The sequence below is a fragment of the Pseudomonas sp. LPH60 genome (genome assembly GCF_030718165.1).
GTDB lineage: Bacteria > Pseudomonadota > Gammaproteobacteria > Pseudomonadales > Pseudomonadaceae > Aquipseudomonas > Aquipseudomonas danubii.
Window position 1 is genome coordinate 429,096 of sequence record NZ_JAVAJH010000001.1, and the last position, 20,531, is coordinate 449,626.

Annotated in this window: 18 protein-coding genes; 7 read left to right on the forward strand and 11 right to left on the reverse strand. The window is 60.0% G+C overall.

Going from position 1 to position 20,531, the window contains the following annotated elements; genetic code table 11:
- Positions 1-22: 22 nt before the first annotated feature.
- Complete coding sequence (locus Q8O96_RS02020; RefSeq protein ID WP_102863753.1) at positions 23-322, reverse strand: PilZ domain-containing protein; 300 nt, start codon at positions 320-322, stop codon at positions 23-25.
- A gap of 275 nt (positions 323-597) precedes the next feature.
- On the opposite strand from Q8O96_RS02020, the gene rssB reads away from it, so the two are divergent.
- Both rssB and rssC read left to right on the forward strand, forming a co-directional pair.
- Positions 598-1,779, forward strand: coding sequence for a two-component system response regulator RssB (rssB, locus tag Q8O96_RS02025; protein WP_102864100.1), 1,182 nt, complete (start codon positions 598-600; stop codon positions 1,777-1,779).
- Complete coding sequence (gene rssC, locus Q8O96_RS02030) at positions 1,779-2,261, forward strand: anti-sigma factor antagonist RssC (RefSeq protein WP_102863752.1); 483 nt, start codon at positions 1,779-1,781, stop codon at positions 2,259-2,261. The genes rssB and rssC overlap by 1 nt, the downstream gene beginning before the upstream one ends.
- Before the next feature lie 72 nt (positions 2,262-2,333).
- Here rssC and tal read toward each other — a convergent pair whose 3' ends face one another.
- From tal to Q8O96_RS02080, 10 genes are all read right to left on the reverse strand, one after another.
- A complete protein-coding gene (tal, locus tag Q8O96_RS02035; RefSeq protein ID WP_102863751.1) occupies positions 2,334-3,260 on the reverse strand; it encodes a transaldolase in 927 nt (308 codons plus the stop codon).
- Positions 3,261-3,438: 178 nt separating this feature from the next.
- Positions 3,439-4,440 carry a tRNA dihydrouridine(20/20a) synthase DusA gene (gene dusA / locus Q8O96_RS02040; protein ID WP_115581971.1) on the reverse strand — a complete coding sequence of 334 codons (1,002 nt, stop codon included), beginning with the start codon at positions 4,438-4,440 and terminating at the stop codon, positions 3,439-3,441.
- Between the two features lie 143 nt (positions 4,441-4,583).
- Complete coding sequence (locus Q8O96_RS02045) at positions 4,584-5,483, reverse strand: glycosyltransferase family 2 protein (RefSeq protein ID WP_102863705.1); 900 nt, start codon at positions 5,481-5,483, stop codon at positions 4,584-4,586.
- Complete coding sequence (locus Q8O96_RS02050; protein ID WP_305948268.1) at positions 5,467-6,567, reverse strand: hypothetical protein; 1,101 nt, start codon at positions 6,565-6,567, stop codon at positions 5,467-5,469. The genes Q8O96_RS02045 and Q8O96_RS02050 overlap by 17 nt, the downstream gene beginning before the upstream one ends.
- Positions 6,564-8,537, reverse strand: a complete 1,974-nt coding sequence (locus Q8O96_RS02055; RefSeq protein ID WP_305948269.1) for a glycosyltransferase — start codon at positions 8,535-8,537, stop codon at positions 6,564-6,566. The genes Q8O96_RS02050 and Q8O96_RS02055 overlap by 4 nt, the downstream gene beginning before the upstream one ends.
- A gap of 158 nt (positions 8,538-8,695) precedes the next feature.
- Positions 8,696-9,388 carry a 2OG-Fe(II) oxygenase family protein gene (locus Q8O96_RS02060; protein ID WP_102863702.1) on the reverse strand — a complete coding sequence of 231 codons (693 nt, stop codon included), beginning with the start codon at positions 9,386-9,388 and terminating at the stop codon, positions 8,696-8,698.
- Positions 9,389-9,393: 5 nt separating this feature from the next.
- Complete coding sequence (locus Q8O96_RS02065; protein WP_250329375.1) at positions 9,394-10,770, reverse strand: polysaccharide pyruvyl transferase family protein; 1,377 nt, start codon at positions 10,768-10,770, stop codon at positions 9,394-9,396.
- Positions 10,767-12,041, reverse strand: coding sequence for an ABC transporter ATP-binding protein (locus Q8O96_RS02070; protein WP_305948270.1), 1,275 nt, complete (start codon positions 12,039-12,041; stop codon positions 10,767-10,769). Before Q8O96_RS02070 ends, Q8O96_RS02065 begins: the two co-directional genes overlap by 4 nt.
- The gene (locus Q8O96_RS02075; RefSeq protein ID WP_102864095.1) at positions 12,031-12,846 is read right to left on the reverse strand and encodes an ABC transporter permease; all 816 of its coding nucleotides are present in this window, start codon (positions 12,844-12,846) and stop codon (positions 12,031-12,033) included. The genes Q8O96_RS02070 and Q8O96_RS02075 overlap by 11 nt, the downstream gene beginning before the upstream one ends.
- Before the next feature lie 278 nt (positions 12,847-13,124).
- Positions 13,125-13,775 (reverse strand): FMN-dependent NADH-azoreductase, encoded by a 651-nt coding sequence (locus tag Q8O96_RS02080; RefSeq protein ID WP_207816308.1) that lies wholly within the window; start codon positions 13,773-13,775, stop codon positions 13,125-13,127.
- 99 nt (positions 13,776-13,874) lie between these two features.
- On the opposite strand from Q8O96_RS02080, the gene Q8O96_RS02085 reads away from it, so the two are divergent.
- From Q8O96_RS02085 to Q8O96_RS02105, 5 genes are all read left to right on the forward strand, one after another.
- Positions 13,875-14,735 carry a LysR family transcriptional regulator gene (locus tag Q8O96_RS02085; protein WP_102863698.1) on the forward strand — a complete coding sequence of 287 codons (861 nt, stop codon included), beginning with the start codon at positions 13,875-13,877 and terminating at the stop codon, positions 14,733-14,735.
- 184 nt (positions 14,736-14,919) lie between these two features.
- A complete protein-coding gene (locus Q8O96_RS02090; RefSeq protein ID WP_102863697.1) occupies positions 14,920-16,491 on the forward strand; it encodes a GGDEF domain-containing protein in 1,572 nt (523 codons plus the stop codon).
- Between the two features lie 372 nt (positions 16,492-16,863).
- The gene (locus Q8O96_RS02095; RefSeq protein ID WP_102864094.1) at positions 16,864-17,688 is read left to right on the forward strand and encodes an arylamine N-acetyltransferase; all 825 of its coding nucleotides are present in this window, start codon (positions 16,864-16,866) and stop codon (positions 17,686-17,688) included.
- A gap of 117 nt (positions 17,689-17,805) precedes the next feature.
- The gene (locus tag Q8O96_RS02100) at positions 17,806-18,627 is read left to right on the forward strand and encodes a hypothetical protein (RefSeq protein ID WP_102863695.1); all 822 of its coding nucleotides are present in this window, start codon (positions 17,806-17,808) and stop codon (positions 18,625-18,627) included.
- Positions 18,628-18,946: 319 nt separating this feature from the next.
- Complete coding sequence (locus tag Q8O96_RS02105) at positions 18,947-20,488, forward strand: nucleobase:cation symporter-2 family protein (protein WP_102863693.1); 1,542 nt, start codon at positions 18,947-18,949, stop codon at positions 20,486-20,488.
- Positions 20,489-20,531: the final 43 nt, after the last annotated feature.

A 20,531-nucleotide genomic window follows, 5' to 3' on the forward strand; every position in this document is an offset into this window, starting at 1 on the left:
GCCTTTTTCATGGACGGAAGTTTTACTTCATCTTAAGGATTGTAAGCCCAAGTTTCTGGCCGCCACCCTCCTGTGAGTTGACCCAGACCACTTCGGTCTCCGCTTCCAGGCCTCTGAGGGCTGCATGTTCCGAGTCGATACGCACACTCAGTAGGTCGCCGACCTGAAATGAGCGAGGCGCCTGGACCTGCATGCCGCTGCTGGAAAGGTCAATGCAGACCGCTTCTATCACCTGTCCCTGGTGGATCAGCGTGACCTCGGCATCCACCCGCATACGGATGTAATCGCGCTTTTCACTGTAGTCACGCTGGTTCTGATTCATGGGTTCCATCCTGCGATTGAGTTGCGGTTTTAGCGGTTTTTATAACTCCCGGTGATTTGCGGTGTAAAGACGTCAGGCGACCATCGGCATGAGCTTGAAACGCCCCGCGGATGGGAGTACCGTCTGCGCCTTAGAAGGGCACCTCTGATGAGCGGGCGTGCAGGGCTGAAGGTCCTGGCTCCACTTCAGAGTGGCTAGAAAGCGAATCCAGTAGCGTGCGCCAGGCCTTGGGCCAAGCCACCTACGCCAACCTAATTCTGGCGCCGTTTGCCCACATGCAAAAAACCAGTGCCACGCTGCTGATAATCGATGACGACGAAGTAGTACGCGCGAGTCTCGCGGCCTATTTGGAAGACAGTGGCTTCAGCGTACTGCAGGCTGCTAACGGCCAGCAGGGTCTTCAGGTATTCCAGCGCGACAACCCCGATCTGGTGATCTGCGATCTGCGCATGCCGCAGATGGGCGGTCTCGAACTTATCCGTCAAGTGACCGAGTTGTCGCCGCAAACCCCGGTGATAGTGGTTTCGGGGGCGGGCGTGATGAATGACGCGGTTGAAGCACTGCGCCTGGGTGCGGCGGACTACCTGATCAAGCCTCTGGAAGATCTGGCCGTGCTCGAGCACTCTGTGCGTCGAGCCCTGGATCGAGCGCGCTTGTTGCTGGAAAACCAGCGTTATCGAGAAAAGCTCGAAGCCGCCAACCGCGAACTCGAGGCCAGCCTCAATCTGCTTCAGGAAGATCAGAACGCCGGTCGCCAGGTGCAGATGAACATGCTGCCCACCAGTCCCTGGTCGATTGATGAGTTTAATTTCGCGCACCAGATCATCCCTTCGCTCTACCTGTCGGGGGATTTCGTCGACTACTTCCGCGTCGACGAGCGTCGGGTTGCCTTCTACCTGGCTGACGTTTCCGGCCATGGCGCGTCATCGGCCTTCGTCACCGTGCTGTTGAAGTTCATGACCACGCGCCTGCTGTTCGAGTCCAAGCGCAACGGTACCTTGCCGGAATTCAAGCCTTCGGAAGTACTGGGCCATATCAACCGTGGCCTGATCAGTTGTAAGCTGGGCAAACACGTCACGATGGTCGGTGGAGTTATCGACGAGGAGACTGGTTTGTTGACCTATAGCATTGGCGGGCACTTGCCGTTGCCGGTGTTGTACACACCAGACAGTGTGCGTTATCTGGAAGGGCGTGGTTTGCCGGTGGGGCTGTTCAACGAGGCTACCTATGAAGACCACATTCTGGAACTGCCCCCGGTGTTCAGCTTGACGCTGATGTCCGATGGCATTCTGGACCTTTTGCCCGAACCTACACTCAAAGAAAAAGAAGCGGCCTTGCCTGAACGGGTGAGAGCTGCGGGCGGCAGCCTGGATGGCCTGCGGCAAGTTTTTGGATTGGCCACGCTAGGGGAGATGCCGGATGATATCGCCCTGTTAGTGTTGAGCAGGAACCTTTAATGAGTACCGGTAGAATCCAGTTCGCCGAGCAGGACGGCACTTTTGTCCTGAAGTTCATCGGTGAAGTGCGCCTGACCCTGTGTTCGGCGTTGGATGCGACTATTGAGCGGATTTTCACTGCGCTGAATTTCTCGGCGATCGTGATCGACCTCACTGAAACCCGCAGCATCGACAGTACTACTCTGGGCCTGCTGGCCAAGTTGTCGATCCTATCGCGGCAGAAGGTAGGTCTATTGCCCACCGTCGTCACCACCCACGAAGACATTACCCGGCTGTTGCAGTCCATGGGCTTCGATCAGGTGTTCAACATCGTCGATCGTCCGATTCCTTGCCCGGAATGCCTGGCCGACTTGCCTTCCCAGGACCAGTCGGAAGAAGTGGTGCGGATTAAGGTCCTGGAGGCTCACAAGATCCTGATGGGGCTCAACGACTCCAACCGCGAAGCCTTCCACGATCTGGTGAACGCTCTGGAGCGTCACTGACTCGCTGAAACAACATGCGTAAAAAAGGGCGAACCTGTGAGGGTTCGCCCTTTTTGCGTTGGTACTGAGCAATCAGAGCTTGGCAGCCAGCAGGGCTTCGAGTTTTTCCTGGTCACGGGCAAACTGACGAATGCCTTCGGCCAGTTTCTCAGTGGCCATGGCGTCTTCATTGGAGGCCCAGCGGAACTGCGATTCGTTCAGGCTCTGACGGGCTTCGCCGGTCTTGCCCGGGCTCAGCTTGCGCTCTAGCTGGCCAGTGTCGGCTGCCAGCTTCTCGATCAGGTCTGGGCTGATGGTAAGGCGGTCACAGCCGGCCAGTTGCTCGATCTGGTTCAGGTTGCGGAAGCTGGCCCCCATGACTACGGTCTTGTAGTCGTTGGCCTTGTAGTAGTTGTAGATGCGTGTGACCGACTGTACGCCCGGATCATCGGCGCCGGTGTAGTCGCTGCCGTTGGCTTTTTTGTACCAATCGTAGATCCGACCCACAAATGGCGAGATCAGGAAGACTCCAGCTTCGGCGCAGGCCACGGCCTGAGCGAAGGAAAACAGCAGGGTCAGGTTGGTCTGGATGCCTTCACGCTCCAGCTTCTCGGCGGCACGAATACCTTCCCAGGTGGAAGCGATTTTGATCAGCACTCGATCGCGTCCTACGCCAGCCTTTTCATAGAGTTCGACCAGGCGATGGGCGCGTTTGAGCATCGCGTCGGTGTCGAACGACAGCCGGGCGTCCACTTCAGTGGAAATACGACCGGGAATGACCTTGAGAATCTCCTGGCCGACAGCCACGCCAAAGCGATCGCTGGCCAGACCGACATCACCCTTGCAGTCGCTGACGCAAGCGTTCAACAGGTCGGCATAGCCAGGAATGGCTGCAGCCTTGAGCAGCAGCGAAGGGTTGGTGGTGGCATCCACCGGCTTGACCCGGGCGATAGCGTCGAAGTCGCCGGTATCGGCTACCACGGTAGTGATTTTCTTCAGTTGTTCCAGCTTGGAAGTCATGAGCGTGCTCTGTCCTATGGGTCTGATGACATTACCCGAGCGCTGTCAGGCGCTCAAGGGCGCGGAAGGCTTACAACGGCCCCAAGGGCGGAGGCCTGAAAACAGGTGTTTGAATGCTGGGGCGTGATTCAGGTAATTGAGATACCAAAAGCCACATCAGGTTCAACCCGGCTGATGGTTAACGCCCTTCAAGCAGTTGCCCGGCCTGATCCAGCAGGCCCAATGGGTCCTTGGTCTTGTGAATATCCACCGACAACAACTGGCGAAACTTGCGAGCCCCAGGGAAGCCCGTCCCCAGTCCCAGCACATGGCGAGTGATGTGGTGCATCGCGCCACCGCAAGCCAGATGCTCGGCAATATATGGTCGCAGTTGTGCCAAGGCCTCGGCCCGGGAAATGACCGGTGCGGTGCTGCCGAACAGCTGTTGGTCCACCTCGGCCAGCAGATAGGGATTGTGATAGGCCTCACGACCCAACATCACCCCATCAAAGGTCTGCAGATGTTCATGGCAGGCCTCCAGGGTCTTGATTCCACCGTTAAGGATGACTTCCAGTTGCGGGAAATCCGCCTTCAACTGTGCTGCCACGTCATAGCGCAGCGGTGGAATATCCCGATTCTCCTTGGGCGATAGCCCTTCGAGAATCGCGATCCGCGCATGCACGGTAAAACTGGTGCAGCCGGCATCCTGGACCTGGCCGACGAAATCACACAGTTCGGCATAACTGTCACGACCGTTGATCCCGATGCGATGCTTGACCGTCACCGGAATCGACACCGCATCGCGCATGGCCTTCACGCAATCGGCCACCAGCGCCGGATGCCCCATCAGGCAGGCGCCGATCATATTGTTCTGCACCCGATCGCTTGGGCAACCGACATTCAGGTTAACCTCGTCATAACCATGCTCCTGGGCCATGCGCGCGCAGGCCGCGAGGTCCGCCGGGTTACTGCCGCCCAGTTGCAGTGCCAAAGGATGTTCGGACTGGTGATAGCGCAGGAAGCGCTCATGATCACCGTTGAGCAGCGCACCGGTGGTAACCATCTCGGTGTAGAGCAGGGTGTGTTTGGACAGTAGACGCAGGAAGAATCGGCAGTGACGGTCTGTCCAATCCATCATCGGCGCCACGGAGAAACGACGGGAAAAGGTTTGCTGTAAGGAGGCTTCGTTGTTCAAGGACATGAGGTTCTGCTTTGAGACGTTACGGCGGCAAATGAAGCAAGCTTCTTCGCATCGTGAACAAAAGATCTGATAGCGCGGAGTTTATCAGGAAAGCGCAGGGGTAATTTGTTTGTCCCCGGGATGGACGGGGGACGATTGGTGAGTCATCGAGTTACGCCGACTATCTGCCTCAACCGCACCGCAGAGTAGTACCCCACCATTGCGCCGAACCTCAGCCATACCCCCGCGCAAATGCACCAGGAAAGAACCTTCGGATAATCATCACGAAAGAACTTGCCATAGAAGCGGATCATGCCTCGATGTTTATGCCATTCGACGAACAACGGGCGTGAGCGGCTGCAGGCGCCCCAGGCGTGAAAGATTTTTGCCTGGGGCACGAAGCAGACTTTCCAGCCTTCATGGCGAAAACGCATGCACAGGTCCAGGTCTTCGCAGTGCAGGAAATAGCCTTCGTCCCAGCCGCCGACGCTGTCCAGGGCTTCGCGTTTGACCAGCATGCAGGCGCCGGAAATGGCTTCGACGTTGGTTGGTCGGGTCGGCAGGGGCTCGCGGTGCAGGAGAAAGTCGGAAAACAAGCGGGGTGACAGCCAGGCCAGACCCGAGAGGTTGAGGGCGCGAACCACCGCTCGGCGTGGGGTCGGAAAGACTCGGCGACCACCGGGCTGCTCGCTACCGTCGAAATTGCACAGCAAGCCACCTGCCATGCCCAGGTCTTTGGAGTGGCACAAGGCGCCGATCAGACCTTGGAGTGCCCCGGGTTGCAGCACGGTGTCGGGGTTCAGGAACAGGATATGGGGCTGCGTGCACTGTGTGGCGCCGAGGTTGCAGGCAGCGGCAAAGCCAGTGTTGCTCGGGTTGCGCAGGATACTCAGGCGTTTGTCGGCACCGTAGCGGGTCAGCACCCGTTGCAGGCTGTCGTCGTGGGAGGCGTTGTCCACCAATACCAGTCTGCCGACACCCTGTGCCAGCACTGAGGCGACGCACTCTTCCAGCAGAAGGCCAGCGTTGTAGTTGACCACCACCACGTCACAGGATTGCGGCATGGGCCACCTCGAAACGTTTCGTCCAAGAGTTGGCCTCGCGGAACTGCAGGGTATTCGCCAGCGGCTCGCTGAACGCCAGGGCTTGGCGCATCACTTGGGGAATGTCCGTGGCGGTATCGCTGAGAAAAACTCCCGGTGTATGACGGCGAGCACTCATTTCGCCAAAGTCGGTGCTGACCACCGGCAGGCCCAGGGCCCGGTATTCGTAGTACTTGATCGGATCGACAAAACGGGTGATGTCGTTTCTCTTGAACGGAATCAGCCCGACGTCGAATTCGCTCATCGCCGCCAGTGCGGCTGGGTGCGACAGTGCCGGTAAGCAGCGGATGTTGGCGGCTAGGGCCGGAGGTGAGGTGCCGTGTTGCGGGCCTATCAAGCGCACCTCGGCTTCCGGGAAGGCCTGGGCCAGGGCGAGGATGAAGTCCCAGTCGAACCACTTGGCGAGGGTGCCGATGTAGCCGAATACGGGGCGCGTGGCAGGTGCTGTGGATCGGCACAGTGGCAGGGAGGGCAACCGTTCGCTGGCACAGCCATTGAGTAGCAGGCGTGCATTGACCTGCTGCTGCAACCAATAGTGCTGCAGGTTCGAGCAGGAGGTCAGGGCGGTGGTCACGGCTCTGGCCGTTTCGCGCTGGCGTTGCTGCATGGCGCGCCGGGACCAGCCGCTATAGAAAGCCGGTACGTTGTCCATCACGTCGTAGAAACTGCTGACGAAGAGCGGCTCGCGCAGCAACTGCAGGGCCAGTCGCGAGGGCTTGCCGATGCCTAGCTGGGTCGGTCCCTGAGCGAAGTGCCTGACCTGCTGCATCAGGCGCCCCCAGAACAGTCGATTCAACCACCCCGAACCGGGCAAGGGCTCTATCGGCAGGGCTCGGGGACGGATCAGGGTCAACCAGTCGGGCACCGGTTCGCTGGGAGGGGCTGGGGAGCGCTGCAGCAGGTCGCGGGGCACCGGGAGGCGAGTGGGGTAGGGTTCGATCCACAGCACCGGAGCCCGGGTGCTGGCGTGGAACTGTCGAACCAGTTCCTGGGGCCGTTGGGCGAAACTGTGCCAACTGACAGGCGACAGATAGACCAGTTTCATGGCTCCTCCCTGGAGGTGTGCGGGACCCATGGGCGGTTCCATTTGGCTTCATAGAAAGCCTTGTTGCGGTTGAACAGTTGCTGGCGCTGGCTTCCGGACATCAGTTCGAAGGAGGCGGACAGGTGGTGATGAATGAACACGTCCTCGGCGAAGGCACAGGACAAGCCGGCTTGCTCGACCCGGCGGCAGTAATCGTCGTCCTCGAAAAAACCCAGCCCGAAGGCTTCGTCGAGGGGGCCTAGGCGTTGATAGGTTGACCTGGACATCATCACCGCGAAGAAACCGAGGGTGGCGCAAGGCACGCTCAGGCCGGCGTGGCGCCAGGTGTATTGGCGGGCACGGATGGCCATCTCCCGTGAGTCCTGATAGCGGATGTCGATCTTCGCTTCATTGCCGATATTGTTGGTCACCGGTCCGATCAGGCCGAGCCCCGGGTCGCGCTGCAGGTGGCGGCGCAGGGTTTGTGCCCAGCCGCTGGTGACCTGGGTGTCATTGTTAAGCAGTGCCAGGAACTCGCCCTTGGCCAGGGCCAGGCCCTGATTGCTGGCGGCGGCAAAACCCCGGTTGCTGTTGTTGAGAATCAGCGAGTGTCCGCTGTTCGCTGACCAGTGCTGGAGGAATTCGACGCTGCCATCGGTGGAGGCGTTGTCCACGACGATGATTTCCAGTGGCTCGCTCAGGGAATCGGCAGCCAGGCTCGCCAGGCAGTCCCGAGTGAAGGCCAAGTTGTTGTAGGTCACCACTATCACGCTCACCAGCGGTTGAGAGGCAACATTCTCTGTCAGGTTAAGCAGGGCCTGTACCCGGTGTTGCCAGGTTTGCTGCGCGGCGAAGGCCTGGCGTTGGCAAGAAGCAGCGCTGTATCCAGGTTCCTGCAACGCCCGGGCGATGGCATTGATAAACGCGGGCGTGTCCTCGGCGATGGCGACCTGTTGCTTGAATTCGTGCAATTCAGGGAGATCCACCGCCACAACCGGTTTACCGGCGCTCAGGTACTCGTAGACCTTGACCGGGTTGGTGGCCAGGGTTAGCGGTTCGATGCGGAACGGCAGGATGCAGACGTCGAAAGCCTGCAGGTAGGCGGACAGCTGCGCATAAGGAATCTCGCCCGTGAGCTTGATATTGGCGTGGCCCCGCAGGCGCGCGCCGATACCTGCGGTATCTGCGCCAATCAGCAGCACGGTGCAGTGGGCAAAGGCGCTGGCTATGGCAGACACCAGGTCTACGTCGAACCAATGGGCTAATGCCCCGTAGTAGCCGATCACGGGACGTTTTTGCGGATCTTGATAGCGGCGTTTCGTGGGTGTTGAGAAGTAGTCGAAGTCGGCGGCGTTGCGCAGAATCGCTCGCTGCTGTGCAGCTGTCCTTGGCCTTTGCGGGTGCCAATGTTGTTCAAGCCATGCCGAGGCAAACAGCACCACATCGGCTTCGCGGATCAGGCGGCACTCCAGTTGTTGCAACTGCGCGGCGTTGTTGCCAAATCCCTGATGGTGATCCATGCAGTCATAGACCACACGACTGTTGGGCAGCACTCCCGCCACGGGAGCCCAGAACGGGTGCTGGATCAGCGATACCACCTGGGGCGAATTCGCCCAACTCAGGAGTTCACCGATGCTGCGCCGCAACTGCCAGATCAAGGTTTCATCCGGTACTGCGTGGTAAATGATCGGCGCGGTGTGGGCAAAGAGCCGAACTTCGAACAGGCGCCCCGTTTCATCAAGAGGGCGCAGTGTAAAACCGTCGCGAGGGTCATCCTCCAGAGCTGCCGAGATGTAGAACACACGGCGTCCGCCAAGGCTCAACTGCTCGGCCAGCTGTTGCGGGCGCTGGTGTCGAAAATCCCAGTCGATGACGCCCCAGAATACGTAGTCGGGCGCATTCGCCAGCGGCTCCTGCAAGTTGCAAAGTGGAGGTTGAAACAGACTGTCGGCTATTACGTCGCGGTGCAGGGCTCGTCGTACTGATGTCATTTGGCGATAAATTCGACCCAATAGGACGCGCAGAGGATTGGGCAGTGGCAGTCTCCGATAGGTGTTGCGCAGTTGCCTGAGTAGTGCTTTGGGGTCAGGCCGTGGCATTCCCGGTTTCCTTTGGGGCGATAACGTTGCCAATCAGGTTTGCGTGCGCTTTAGCCATGAGGCCCTTCATAGTCATGCAGAGGAGTCTGGTCTGCGGCTGGCCACATCGAGCTCAGAGAGCCGGGACGGTAGAAGGTTACGGTCATGCTGCGGCGTGAGGTCCGGCAGTTGTCCACTACCTGTGATACGGCGTGCCATGAATGTTCGGCACGCACCAGGACGGCAGAGTTACCGACCAGGGGTGGGATCACCGCTACCACATCCGTTGGATCTGCAGAGCCGAGGATGTTCAGGCAGCCACCCTCTTTGATGTTCCAGGATTCGTTGAAATACAGGATATGGGTCACCAGCTTGTCGCTGAGGTCGGGATGAGGACCCAGGCAGGCCTGCGGCCCGTAGTGGAATACATTGATTTCCATGGGGGCTGTGCGCAGGTCCAGGTCGGTCAGTGTCGACATCGCCAGGCGGTAGGCCGCAGAGCTCAGTTCTGTCGCCAGTGCCAGCCATGCGGGGCTCAGGCCTTCAGGGTGGACGATGCGCCCAGTCCCCATTTCCACCAATTGTCGCGCCTGGTACTCATAGTCTTTTTCTCCGCCATATCCATACACTCGCTTGAAGGCGTCATGGGGGTAGGTCGCTGCCAACGCCGCGGCGTCTTGCGCTGTGTACAGGCCATCGATCTGGCCCCAGCGGAAAGGTTGATTGTGCAGTGGCTGTTTGGTGAGCCTCGTCAGATCTAGCATCCTGTTCATCTTCCCAGTAGATGGTTGAAACGGCGTCGAAGGGAACGCAGTGGCGCAGTGATGCGAAAGGAGCTGGAGCGATACACCCGGTCGAGTTCGCCGCAGGCGTGTCCCATGAGTTCCTGTTGCTGGCGCTGTTGTTGTTTCAGTTGCTCCATTTGCTTATGCAGTGCCTCCAGCTCAGCCTGTTTTTCCAGGCATTCCTCACGCCAGTCCAGGCGGGTTTCTTCCAGTAGTCCAGGCAGTGCTTGCCAAAGTCGGTCGATTGACTGGCGGGTGGGGCGGCGGCCCTGGCTGATGAGTTCGGCCACTCGATCCCAATGGCGCTGCAATTGCTCTCGGGCATCGACCAGTCGGGCGCAGGGGGCTCGCCGTACAAGGCGCTCCAGGAACCACTGGGGATCTATCTCTTGCACAGCGTGCAGGGGGTGGATTCCCTCGTAGTCCCGCAGGGCGGTGTACTTGCCCAGGTCCAGGCGGGCCGAGCTGAAGAGGGGGACACCGAAGGCCAGGGCGGTAATCGCCAGGTGGTAACTGTGGCCGATCACGCCTTGGGCGTGGCCGAGGATCTCGGCCAGCAGCAGCGGTGCTGGCCAGGTAGGCAGGCGTACGGCCCTTGGCAGGTCGTCGCCAAGAATCGATTCGTGATCTCCCAGTACCGGGCCGATGGGCAGCAACAGCAGCTGCCACCTTGCAAAGAGCGGGTTGTGGGTTTTCCACAGTTGTAGGAACCCCTCCAGGCCGGCAATCGCATGCACCACCAGGTAGGGCCTGTTCAGTCCGGCCTGTTCACAGAGTTGGCGGTATTCCACGGAGGGCTGCTGCAGGTCGATCAGGTTGGGCAGGCCGAATGCGGTGTCCGGCAGCACCTCGACTCGGGCCTCATCGCTCAGCGCCGACAGGGTGTCTTGAGACAAGGTGTCCCGTACTTGCACGTGGGGGCTCAGCTCCAGGGCCAGTTTGACCAGAGGGACTGCCCAGGTCGGTACGTTGTTGCAGTGCATGCCCGGGGCATTCCAGATCAGCGGTACGTCATGCTGCAGGGCAATCAGTGCGGGGGATAGCCAATAACCCGTGGGATGGTGGATCTGCGGGTCTGGCGGGTAATACCCCGGGGCCACCTGTTTGTCGAAGCGGATGATGAAACCGCCTCCAATCAGTACCCCGTCCAGGGTCTCGATCAGCCGGGGCAGTTCGCTGACCGAGGTGACGTTGTAGGGCCATTGTGGCGTCGTGCGGGTGTTATAGGAGAAGGCATGCAGGTGCACAGTGCCCAGGCGCGCCTGCAACTCGGCGGCGGCGATCAGGGGAAACAGCAGATCGCCGTAGTTGGCCACGTCAAAGGTACCGAAGATCGCTACCTGCCACTCCTTGTCCTTCATGAGTGTTCCTCGGTCGCCCTGATTGTTTGTCCTTCACGGGTGACGGGCTTGATGTGCAAATCGACGATTCCCAGGAAATGCTTGTTGCCCGGCAGAATGTCGAAGGCCAGCAGGGCGACCTGCTTTTCAATCAGTTGTGAGGTTTCTTCGGTCTCGCCATCCATCAGCTTGAGGGTGATGTGGTAGCGCCCGGCAGCCAGGTTGGCCGCGAACTGCAGGCGGATCGAAGCGCGGCGCCAGCCATTCTCGGATGCGCCGCTTTGCAGGGACGCATTGACTCCGCTGATCACCAGCAGCCTGGCCTCCTGGATGGTCAGGCTGATGTTGGGGCGGCTGACGGCGTCGCTGACGAGCGTGTCGATGGCGATCTCGATGCTTTCGCCATGGACAAAGCTCGAGTACAGCGCTCCGGTGTTGCTGAAGACCGCCGAAGTGATGCGTCCTTCATCGGTGCCAAAAGCCATGCCGTGTTCCGGGTTGAGCGCTGTCTTGACCGTGACCTGGATGGCTCCGGCGCTGGCCCAGCGCCGCTGTTCGTCGCGCATGTCCAGCAGGTAGAGCTCGGCCATCGCTTCCGGCGCGCCGCTGGCGCGGATTTCGCCGTTACGCAGATACAGGGCGCGGTTGCAGAAGCGCTTGATCAGGCTCATGTCGTGAGACACGAACAGCAGGGTCATGCCTTGTCGTGTCAGGCGATCGAGTCGCTCCAGGCACTTGAACTGAAAGGAAGCGTCGCCCACGGCCAGGGCTTCATCGACAATCAGGATGTCCGGCTCCACGCATACCGAGACGGCAAAGGCCAGGCGTACCAGCATGCCGCTGGAATAGGTCCTGGTGGGCTGGTCGATGAACTCACCGATATTGGCGAACGCGGCGATTTCGTCGAAGCGCGCTTCGATTTCCGCGCGCTTGAGCCCCAGCACCGCACCGTTCAGGTAGACGTTCTCGCGGCCGGTGAACTGCGGATTGAATCCCGAACCCAGCTCCAGCAAGGCAGCGATCCGGCCGTGGCGGGTCAGGCTGCCGCAAGAGGCGCCCGTGGTGCCGCAAATCAGTTGCAGCAAGGTCGATTTGCCGCTGCCGTTGCGCCCGATGATGCCCAGGGCTTCGCCTTTGCGAATCTCCAGGGAGACCTCTTTCAGTGCCCAGAACTCGCGATAGCGCGGTTTACCGCGAGGCAGCAGCAATTGCAGCAAGCGATCCCGAGGCTGGTCGTAGATCTGATAGCATTTGCCCAGGCCCTGGGTCTTGATCACAGGATCAGAGCACATCGGCAAACCCCTGGCGGGTCTTCTCGAACCACGCGTGTCCGAGAAAAGCCACAGCGCTGGCACCCACCAGTTGGCCCAGCCATAGGCTGATATCGGGGACGACGCCCCAGATCAGCACGTCGCGGGATGACTCGATGACCAGGGTCAGGGGATTCAGATAGAGCCAGTGCTGATAGGCAGTCGGCAGCGCGCTCACGGGATAGAACACTGCGGACAGCAGCATCAGGGCCGACATTAGCACTCCAATGACCTGGCCGATGTCCCGCAGGTAGACCCCCAGGGACGCCAGGAACCATGACAGCCCAAGCGTGAACAGCACCAGCGGCAGCAGTACCAGGGGAAACAGCAAGGTGGTGAACGGTGGCAGGCCGAAGACCAGTAGATGAAAGATCAGCCAGACGATGAAACTCACCAGGGTATGGAACAGCACGGCCCCGAGTATCACGCCGGGCAGGAGGTCCAGGGGGAACACGACTTTCTTCACGTAGTTGGCGTTGCTCGGGATCAGGCCCGGGGCACGGCTGATGCATTCTGAAAACAGGTTGAAGACCATCATGCCGGTGAATACCAGCAAGGCGAATTGGCTTTTCGAGTCGCTGCCGGTGTCCCAGCGCACCTTGAACACCACGCTGAAAACGAAGGTGTATACCAGCAGCATGAGCAGGGGGTTGAGGAAGGACCAGAGCAGACCGGCGATCGATCCGCGATAGCGGCCTGTGATTTCACGCTCGATTAGCGCCAATAGCAGTTCCCGATGGCGCCAGGGCCTGAACATGAAACGGTTAAGCGTGTTACCCCCAATCAACATCCACTCCTTGGTGATCAACTTCCAACACCGCCATACGCACGACCTGAAAGTACTGAGGAGCGGGACGGTGGTTTGTATCGAAGAATTTTATGAGTTGTGTATAGACCAAAAATGCATGGGCCGACGGCGTTTTTGTGAGCTTTTTGATGATTCGTGCCGATCAGTGCAGGCCTGTTGATAAAAGGGGGCGAGGCGGTGGGAGTTTCGCCTGGGGAACTGTGGAAGGTTGCAGACCGGCGGAAACTGTCAGTCGCTCCACCGGTCTTTTTCGAGTACTAGGGACGGCGGGCTGCCAGTTGCTCGGCCAGGCCGTGTGCCTGGCGCGCGGTCGCTTGCCGGGAGGCCTGGTCGATGTCAGGCCCGAGAATGGTTTTCTCCACCACCAGCGAATGCTGGTCGGCAATGCCGATGAAGTTCAGCCAAGCCTCGATGTAGGGTTTCTGGAAATCGAACGCTTGGGCCGGAGTGTTCGACTGGGCTGAAAAATCCAGGCCGCGGGCGTAGCTCACCACCGCTGTCTTGTTGCGCAACAGGCCCTGCAGCCCGTGCTCGGGGTCGAAGCTGAAGAGGATTCCCTGGTGTGATACCAGGTCAATGAAATGCTTGAGCTTGTAGGGAATGCTGAAATTCCACAGCGGCACGGAGAACACCAACAGGTCGGCCTGATGCAGGGGCGCGGCGAGTTCCTGGAGTCGGTCCCACGCGCTTTGTTCGCTAGCGTTCAACGGCTGGCCACCGAGTCGGGCGTACTTGGCGTCCATTGCTGTCTGATCGAGCTCCGGCAGTTCCAGGCTCCAAAGGTCCAGGGTGCTGACTTGAGTGTCGGGAACCTGTTGTTGATAGCGCTGGATAAAACTGCGGGCGATTTCCAGGGAGGCGGAGCGATGTAAGCGAGGCGAGCATTGGATGTGCAGGAGCCGGGTCATGAACGAATCTCTTGGTGGACAGGGATGACCGCTATTGCAACATAGCTGATTTATAAATATAAATTGTCGATCTAAGGCTTATTGATGGCGATATGAAATATGTTCGATGCCTTGCTGCTTCGTACCTTTGTCGCTGTTGTCGATGAACAGGGGTTCAGTCGTGCAGCACAAAAACTGCATTTGACCCAGTCGGCGGTCAGCGGCCATCTGCGGCGCCTGGAACAGCAGGTCGGCAAGCCGCTGCTGCAACGCACCACCCGCTCACAGCAACTGACAGCCGATGGCGAGCGGCTGATGGCCTACGCCCGAGCCATTCTGGCGTTGAATCGCGACGCCTGGACCGAGTTGACCCGGGTGCCGTTCCATGGGCGTGTGGGGATTGGGTTGGCGGAGGATTTCGCCGAGCCCCGTCTGTTGCGCGCGCTACTGGATTTTGCCGGGCAGTTCCCGGGTATCCAGCTCGATGTGCAGGTGAGCATCCCCGGTACCCTCCTGGATCTTCTGGCTCAGGGCAGTTTGCAGCTGGTGGTGGGGTCCTTGTGCGAAACAGCAGCGCCAGGCCAGTTGCTCTGGTCCGAACCTCTGGTCTGGGCCGGGCTGCCACAATCAGTGGCACCCTTGCCTGAGCCTTTGCCCCTGGCGCTGTTTCCTGAGCCTTGTCCTTATCGGGCGGTGGCCCTGGGGCGGTTGGCCAAAGCCGGCATCGCCCAGCGTACGGCCATGCTCTGCAGCAGCAATGGGGCCTTGCGTGCCGCAGTGCTGTCGGGCTTCGCCGTGGCGCCCATGGCGGTCAGTCAGTTGGGAGCAGGGCTGTGTGCACTGGGGGCGGAATACGGTTTGCCGGAGTTGCCTCAGGCCCAGTTCCGGCTGTTTACTGCGTCCGACGCGGACCCGGCCGTTGTGGCGGCACTGACTCAGGTCATCGTCGAATATTGTTCCAGCCGACGATCCGCGCTTTAGGCATCGTCCTCTGCGGCCGATAACCCCTGCAAGGGGCTAGATCGGATGCGGTTGCGAGCGGCCCCTGGCCTGTGTTTGAACGCCATGGAGCCGATGTTTTACAGGATGCTGGTCAGTGAACCGGTCTCGAAAACAACCAGGGATCTGCCGCGTAGTTCAGGCTTTTCCCGTCAGGACGCCCCTTTTGCCTGTCCCCATTTACGACGCTCAACACGCCCCGGGTGGCACCTTGAAACGCTTGCCGCTGCTCAAGGCCGCGGTGGCCTTTATCGCCACGGTGTTCCTGTGCCTGTGCGGTTTGCTCTACCTCCAGCTAGAGCAGTCCTGGCGCCATGACCTGGCGCAGGCAGAGGTCAACTCCACCAACCTGACTCGGGCCATTGCCCAGCAGGCGGAGGACACCTTCATGGAGGCCGACCTGGTGCTGATGAGCCTTTCCGAGTGGATCCAGGCCATCGGCGAGGGGCCCGTGCAGCGACTGCGTCTGCAACAGATCTTTGCTCGGCGGGTACAGGCCCTGGTGCAACTCAGCGGAGTGTTTCTCTATGACAAGCAAGGCCAGTGGGTGGTCAGTTCCTTTAACGATTCGCCTCATGGCAAGGACGTGGCAGATCGTGACTACTTCAGGTTCCACCAGCAGAACGCTTCGCTGCAGGCCCATATCAGTCCGGCGATTCGCAGTCGCGCCAACGGCGAGTGGATCATTCCCATTTCGCGGCGGATCAATGACCAGAACGGGAACTTCCAGGGCGTGCTGATGGCCGGCATCAAGCTGGCTTACTTCGATCAATTCTTCAAAAGCTTCAATATCGATGAGCAGGGCGTGATGTTTCTCGCCCTGTCCGATGGCACCCTGATCGCGCGGCGGCCATTCGAGGAGCGGCAGGTGGGGGCCTCCTTGTCCCGTGGCGAGATTTTCAGCAAGTACCTGCCTGAGGCCACCTCCGGCAACGCCATGATCACCTCGATCGTGGATGGGGTGACGCGCTTGTATGGCTATCGCCAGTTGCAGGCGTATCCGCTGGTGGTGGCGGCGGCCAACTCCAAGGACTCGATTCTCAAGGGCTGGTACGCCTCGGCCTATCAATCCACGGCCATCGTCGCCCTGGTGCTGCTGGGAGTGGGGCTGTTCGGCTGGGTGTTTGTGAGCCAGGTGCGCAACAACGAGCGGATCGAAACCGATCTGCGCAAGGCCCAGGAGGCTTTGGAGGTGATTGCCACCCATGACAGTCTGACCGGTTTGGGCAATCGGCGGCTGTTCGAGCGTTCCCTGGAGATCGAGTTCGGTCGCGGGGCGCGGCAGAGCACGCCGCTGAGCCTGATCATCGCCGACATCGATTACTTCAAGCGTTACAACGATACCTACGGCCATGTGGCCGGCGATCATTGTCTGGCAGAGGTGGCCCAGGCCCTGAAAGGGTGTTGTCATCGCAAGACCGACCTGGCCGTGCGTTATGGCGGGGAAGAGTTCGCGGTGCTGCTACCCGATACCGATATCCACGGTGCCCTGGCCATGGCCGAGCAGATTCGCCAGAGCGTCATGGAGCGCAACATCAGCCATTCCGGTTCTCCAGTGGGGCGCGTGACCATCAGTCTGGGCTGTTACTCCTTCGTCCCTACGGGGCGCGACAGCATCGAAGTCTTCATAGAACGGGCGGATGCAGCGCTGTATCAGGCCAAGGCCACGGGGCGCAACCGGGTGATGGCCCTGGCGGTGGAGAGCGCCGAGGATCTGCTGCAGCGCTCCGACCGTTGAGTCATTGTCAGGCTTTGCAGAAGATCTGATTGGCGCAGGTATTGCCACCAAGCTCATAGGTGGTGGTGCCTGCGGCGTCATGTCCCTGGTCGCGTTAGAAGCCCCGTGCCGAATGATTTTTGAGCCACAGGCAGGACGCTCGCCGCGCCTGGGCGAGGCCACTGGGGCGGTGGCTACTACAGAATCACCGTCAGCTCTTGGCAAGAGCCAATCCCGGGCCAATGCGATAAAAAATATCAGCCGAATCGATTGTTGGAATGCCTCGTTTCTGGCTTATACCTATCGTTGACCTGGCAGGGACCGGTGCTGGACAAGCGGATCGGCACAAGCATCTCCGGAGCCCTGCGCGACACTCATTTCAAGGATTTGTGCATGAGCCAGCCGCACCTGATGAACATTGACCTCTATTTGCGCCGACTGGGTTACCACAGCGCGCCGCCGCCGACCCTGGAAACCCTGCGAGAACTGCAATGGCGACATGTCTGCGAGTTTGCCTTCGAAAGCCTTTCTACCTTGTTGCGCCTGCCGGTGCCCATCGACCTGGGCACGGTGGAACGCAAGATTCTGCAAGAGGGGCGCGGTGGCTATTGCTATGAACTCAATCAGACGTTCCTGGTGCTGTTGCAGCATCTGGGCTATGAGGCGCGTGGCATTACCGGGCGGGTGGTCATGGGCGGGCCGGAGGATGCGCTCACCGCGCGCAGTCACAGGTTGACGCTGTTGCACCTGGACGGGCAGCGCTACATCGCCGATGTCGGCTTCGGCGGCATGGTGCCCACTGCGCCCTTGCTGCTCGATACCGAAGCAGAGCAGGCAACACCCCACGAGCCCTATCGCATTACCGAGCGAGACGGTAGCTACACCCTGCGCGCCAAGGTCATGGATGAGTGGCGGGCCCTGTACGTCTTTGATCTGCAGATACAGGGCGATGTGGACTACGAAATGGGCAACTGGTACGTCTCGACTCACCGTGACTCGCCTTTCCTCGGTCAGTTGAAGGTGGCGCTGATAGGGCCGGGGGTGCGCCGAACCCTGAACAACGGCAGCTACGCTTTGCATCGCGTGGGGCAGCCCAGCGAGCGGCGGCAGATCACTAATGCGGGGGAGCTGATGCAGTTGTTGCGGGACGAGTTTGCCTTGCGTCTGCCGGAGCATCCCGAGCTGTCGCGAGTGCTCGAGCGCTTGCTGGAGGCCTGATCACCACCTGTCGTACCGGGAGCGGGAGCCGAATACGGAAGCACTTCCCGATTAAAATCCCAAGCTGGCGCTCCATAGAATCCACCGGCAAACCGGCAATTTTCTATGGAGAGAATCATGCAGAAAATACATCGATCCACGGTGTCCGGCAGTACCGCAACACCGCTGAGGCGTTTCAAGCAGGGGCTGTTCGCTGCGCTGCTGGCAGTGGTCAGCCTGTGTTCCACCAGCAGCTTCGCGGTCCCCAACCCCGACGGCAACTACAACCTGAGCATGGACGCGCGGGCCGGGTCGCCCTATCCACCGTCCGACAACTACAGTGCCGATCTCAAGACGTCCGGAGTCGGGCCGGCGTTCACGGTGCCGGTGAGTCGACACCACATCATTGCCTACAACCAATTGCGGGATTTCTACATGTCCGTGGTGCAGCGTGGGCACTTGAAGGAGCTGAAGGGTTTCTGGGACGGCTTTGGCGCACGTTTCCTCAGCTATGGCCAGGACAATCGAGTCAACGTCACTGCGCCGGTGGCGGCGGATTATGACCAGGCCAAGACGTTGCTCGAGGAGATCGGTCGGGGCGTGGTGCGGGCCAATGCGGGCGTGCCGCCACGGCCCCTGGGTTGGGACACCTTTCATGGCTTCTACACCTGGATGCCCTGGAACCTGTTTCTCGGTCCGAACGGTCGCAATGATGATCCGGGTGAGCAATTCGAAACCAATGCCCAGTACATCATCAATAACAAGGACACCTGGAACACCATCATCAATGTGCGCGACAACATGCTCAGCTATCAGCGTGACGGCAACGTGAAGACCCTGGCTAACATCAACTCGCAGCTGTTGCGTTTGTCGGCGCGGACCCGGGTCTATCCGCTGGTCAGCGATCAGTGGATTCGTGTCGCACCCAATGTGTACAAGATCCGCGTACCGTCCAACTGATTGGTCTTTTTGTGTGCAGCGAGGGTCGATCCAGCCAATGGATCGGCCTTTTTTTGCGTTGTGTTTCAGCGGGTGGAGTTGGGGAAGAGGATGTCGGCTTGCTGCACAGGTCCTGCCGGCCCGATGTGGGGCGGTGGCTCTGGGGCGGCCATTCAGGCTGGAAAAGGGTGATCCGTACGACCTGAGCGGGGCTTTTTATCGGTGAATCAGCAGGGGGAAGTGCCCGAAGATTGACCGATAAACTGTATACAATCCTATGGACAGTTGTCTTTGTTGTTGCATACAGTGTGCGCATAACAAAAACAGGGAACCCCACACCATGAATACGCCCCAGGTTTCACAGCAACGTCCCGAAGATGAAAATTTGGGTATTGCCGCGAATATGGCTTATGGCCTGCAACACGTTCTGACCATGTATGGCGGTATCGTTGCGGTGCCACTGATCGTCGGCCAGGCGGCCGGTCTGTCGCCAGCGGAGATCGGCCTGCTGATCGCCGCTTCGTTGTTTGCAGGGGGGCTGGCAACCTTGCTGCAAACGCTCGGCGTGCCGTTTTTCGGCTGCAAGCTGCCGTTGGTTCAAGGGGTGTCCTTTGCGGGCGTATCGACCATGGTGGCGATTGTCACCAGCAGCGGCGAGGGCGGCTTCCAGTCAATTCTGGGGGCGGTGATTGCAGCTTCGCTGATCGGCCTGCTGATTACGCCGGTGTTCTCTCGCATTACCAAGTTCTTTCCCCCGCTGGTCACCGGCATTGTCATCACCACCATCGGCTTGACGCTGATGCCTGTGGCGGCGCGCTGGGCGATGGGCGGTAACAGCCGGGCGGCGGATTTCGGCAGCATGTCGAACATCGGTCTGGCGGCCCTCACCCTGGTGCTGGTGCTGCTACTGAGCAAGATCGGCAGCGCGGCGATTTCCCGGCTGTCGATTCTCCTTGCCATGGTCATCGGTACGGTGATCGCGGTGTTCCTGGGCATGGCGGATTTTTCCGGTGTCACTCAGGGGCCGATGTTTGGCCTGCCCACGCCGTTCCACTTCGGGATGCCGACTTTCCATGTCGCAGCGATCCTGTCGATGTGCATCGTGGTCATGGTGACCCTGGTGGAAACCTCGGCGGACATCCTCGCGGTGGGTGAAATCATCCACACCAAGGTCGACTCCAAGCGCCTGGGGGATGGGCTGCGTGCCGATATGCTGTCGAGCATGATCGCGCCGATCTTCGGTTCCTTCACTCAGAGTGCGTTTGCCCAGAACGTCGGGCTGGTGGCGGTCACCGGGATCAAGAGCCGTTTTGTAGTGGCTACCGGCGGCGTGTTTCTGGTAGTCCTCGGCCTGCTGCCCTTTATGGGGCGGGTGATTGCGGCGGTGCCCACCTCGGTATTGGGCGGTGCCGGTATCGTGCTGTTTGGCACCGTGGCGGCCAGTGGCATTCGTACCCTGTCCAAGGTCGACTACCGCAACAACATGAACCTGATCATCGTTGCGACCTCCATCGGCTTCGGCATGATCCCGATCGCTGCGCCGAGCTTCTACGACCACTTCCCCAGCTGGTTTGCGACGATCTTCCACTCGGGCATCAGCTCGTCGGCGATCATGGCGATCCTGCTGAACCTGGCGTTCAACCATTTCACCGCCGGCAACTCGGACCAGCAGTCGGTGTTCGTCGCTGGCACCGAGCGCAGCCTGCGCTTCCAGGACATTGCCGTACTGCGTGAGGGGGACTACTTCAGCGGTGGCAAGCTGCACGATGCCGAAGGCAATGAAGTGCCGCTGGTAGCTGAGGTTTCGGGACAGTCGTCGAATCCGCTTGGGGACGGCTCGGCACCGAGCCATGCTCGAGGCAGTGCGCAAACTACGCACTGAGTGCAATCATTGCGACATTAAAAAACGGCGCCCTGAAGGCGCC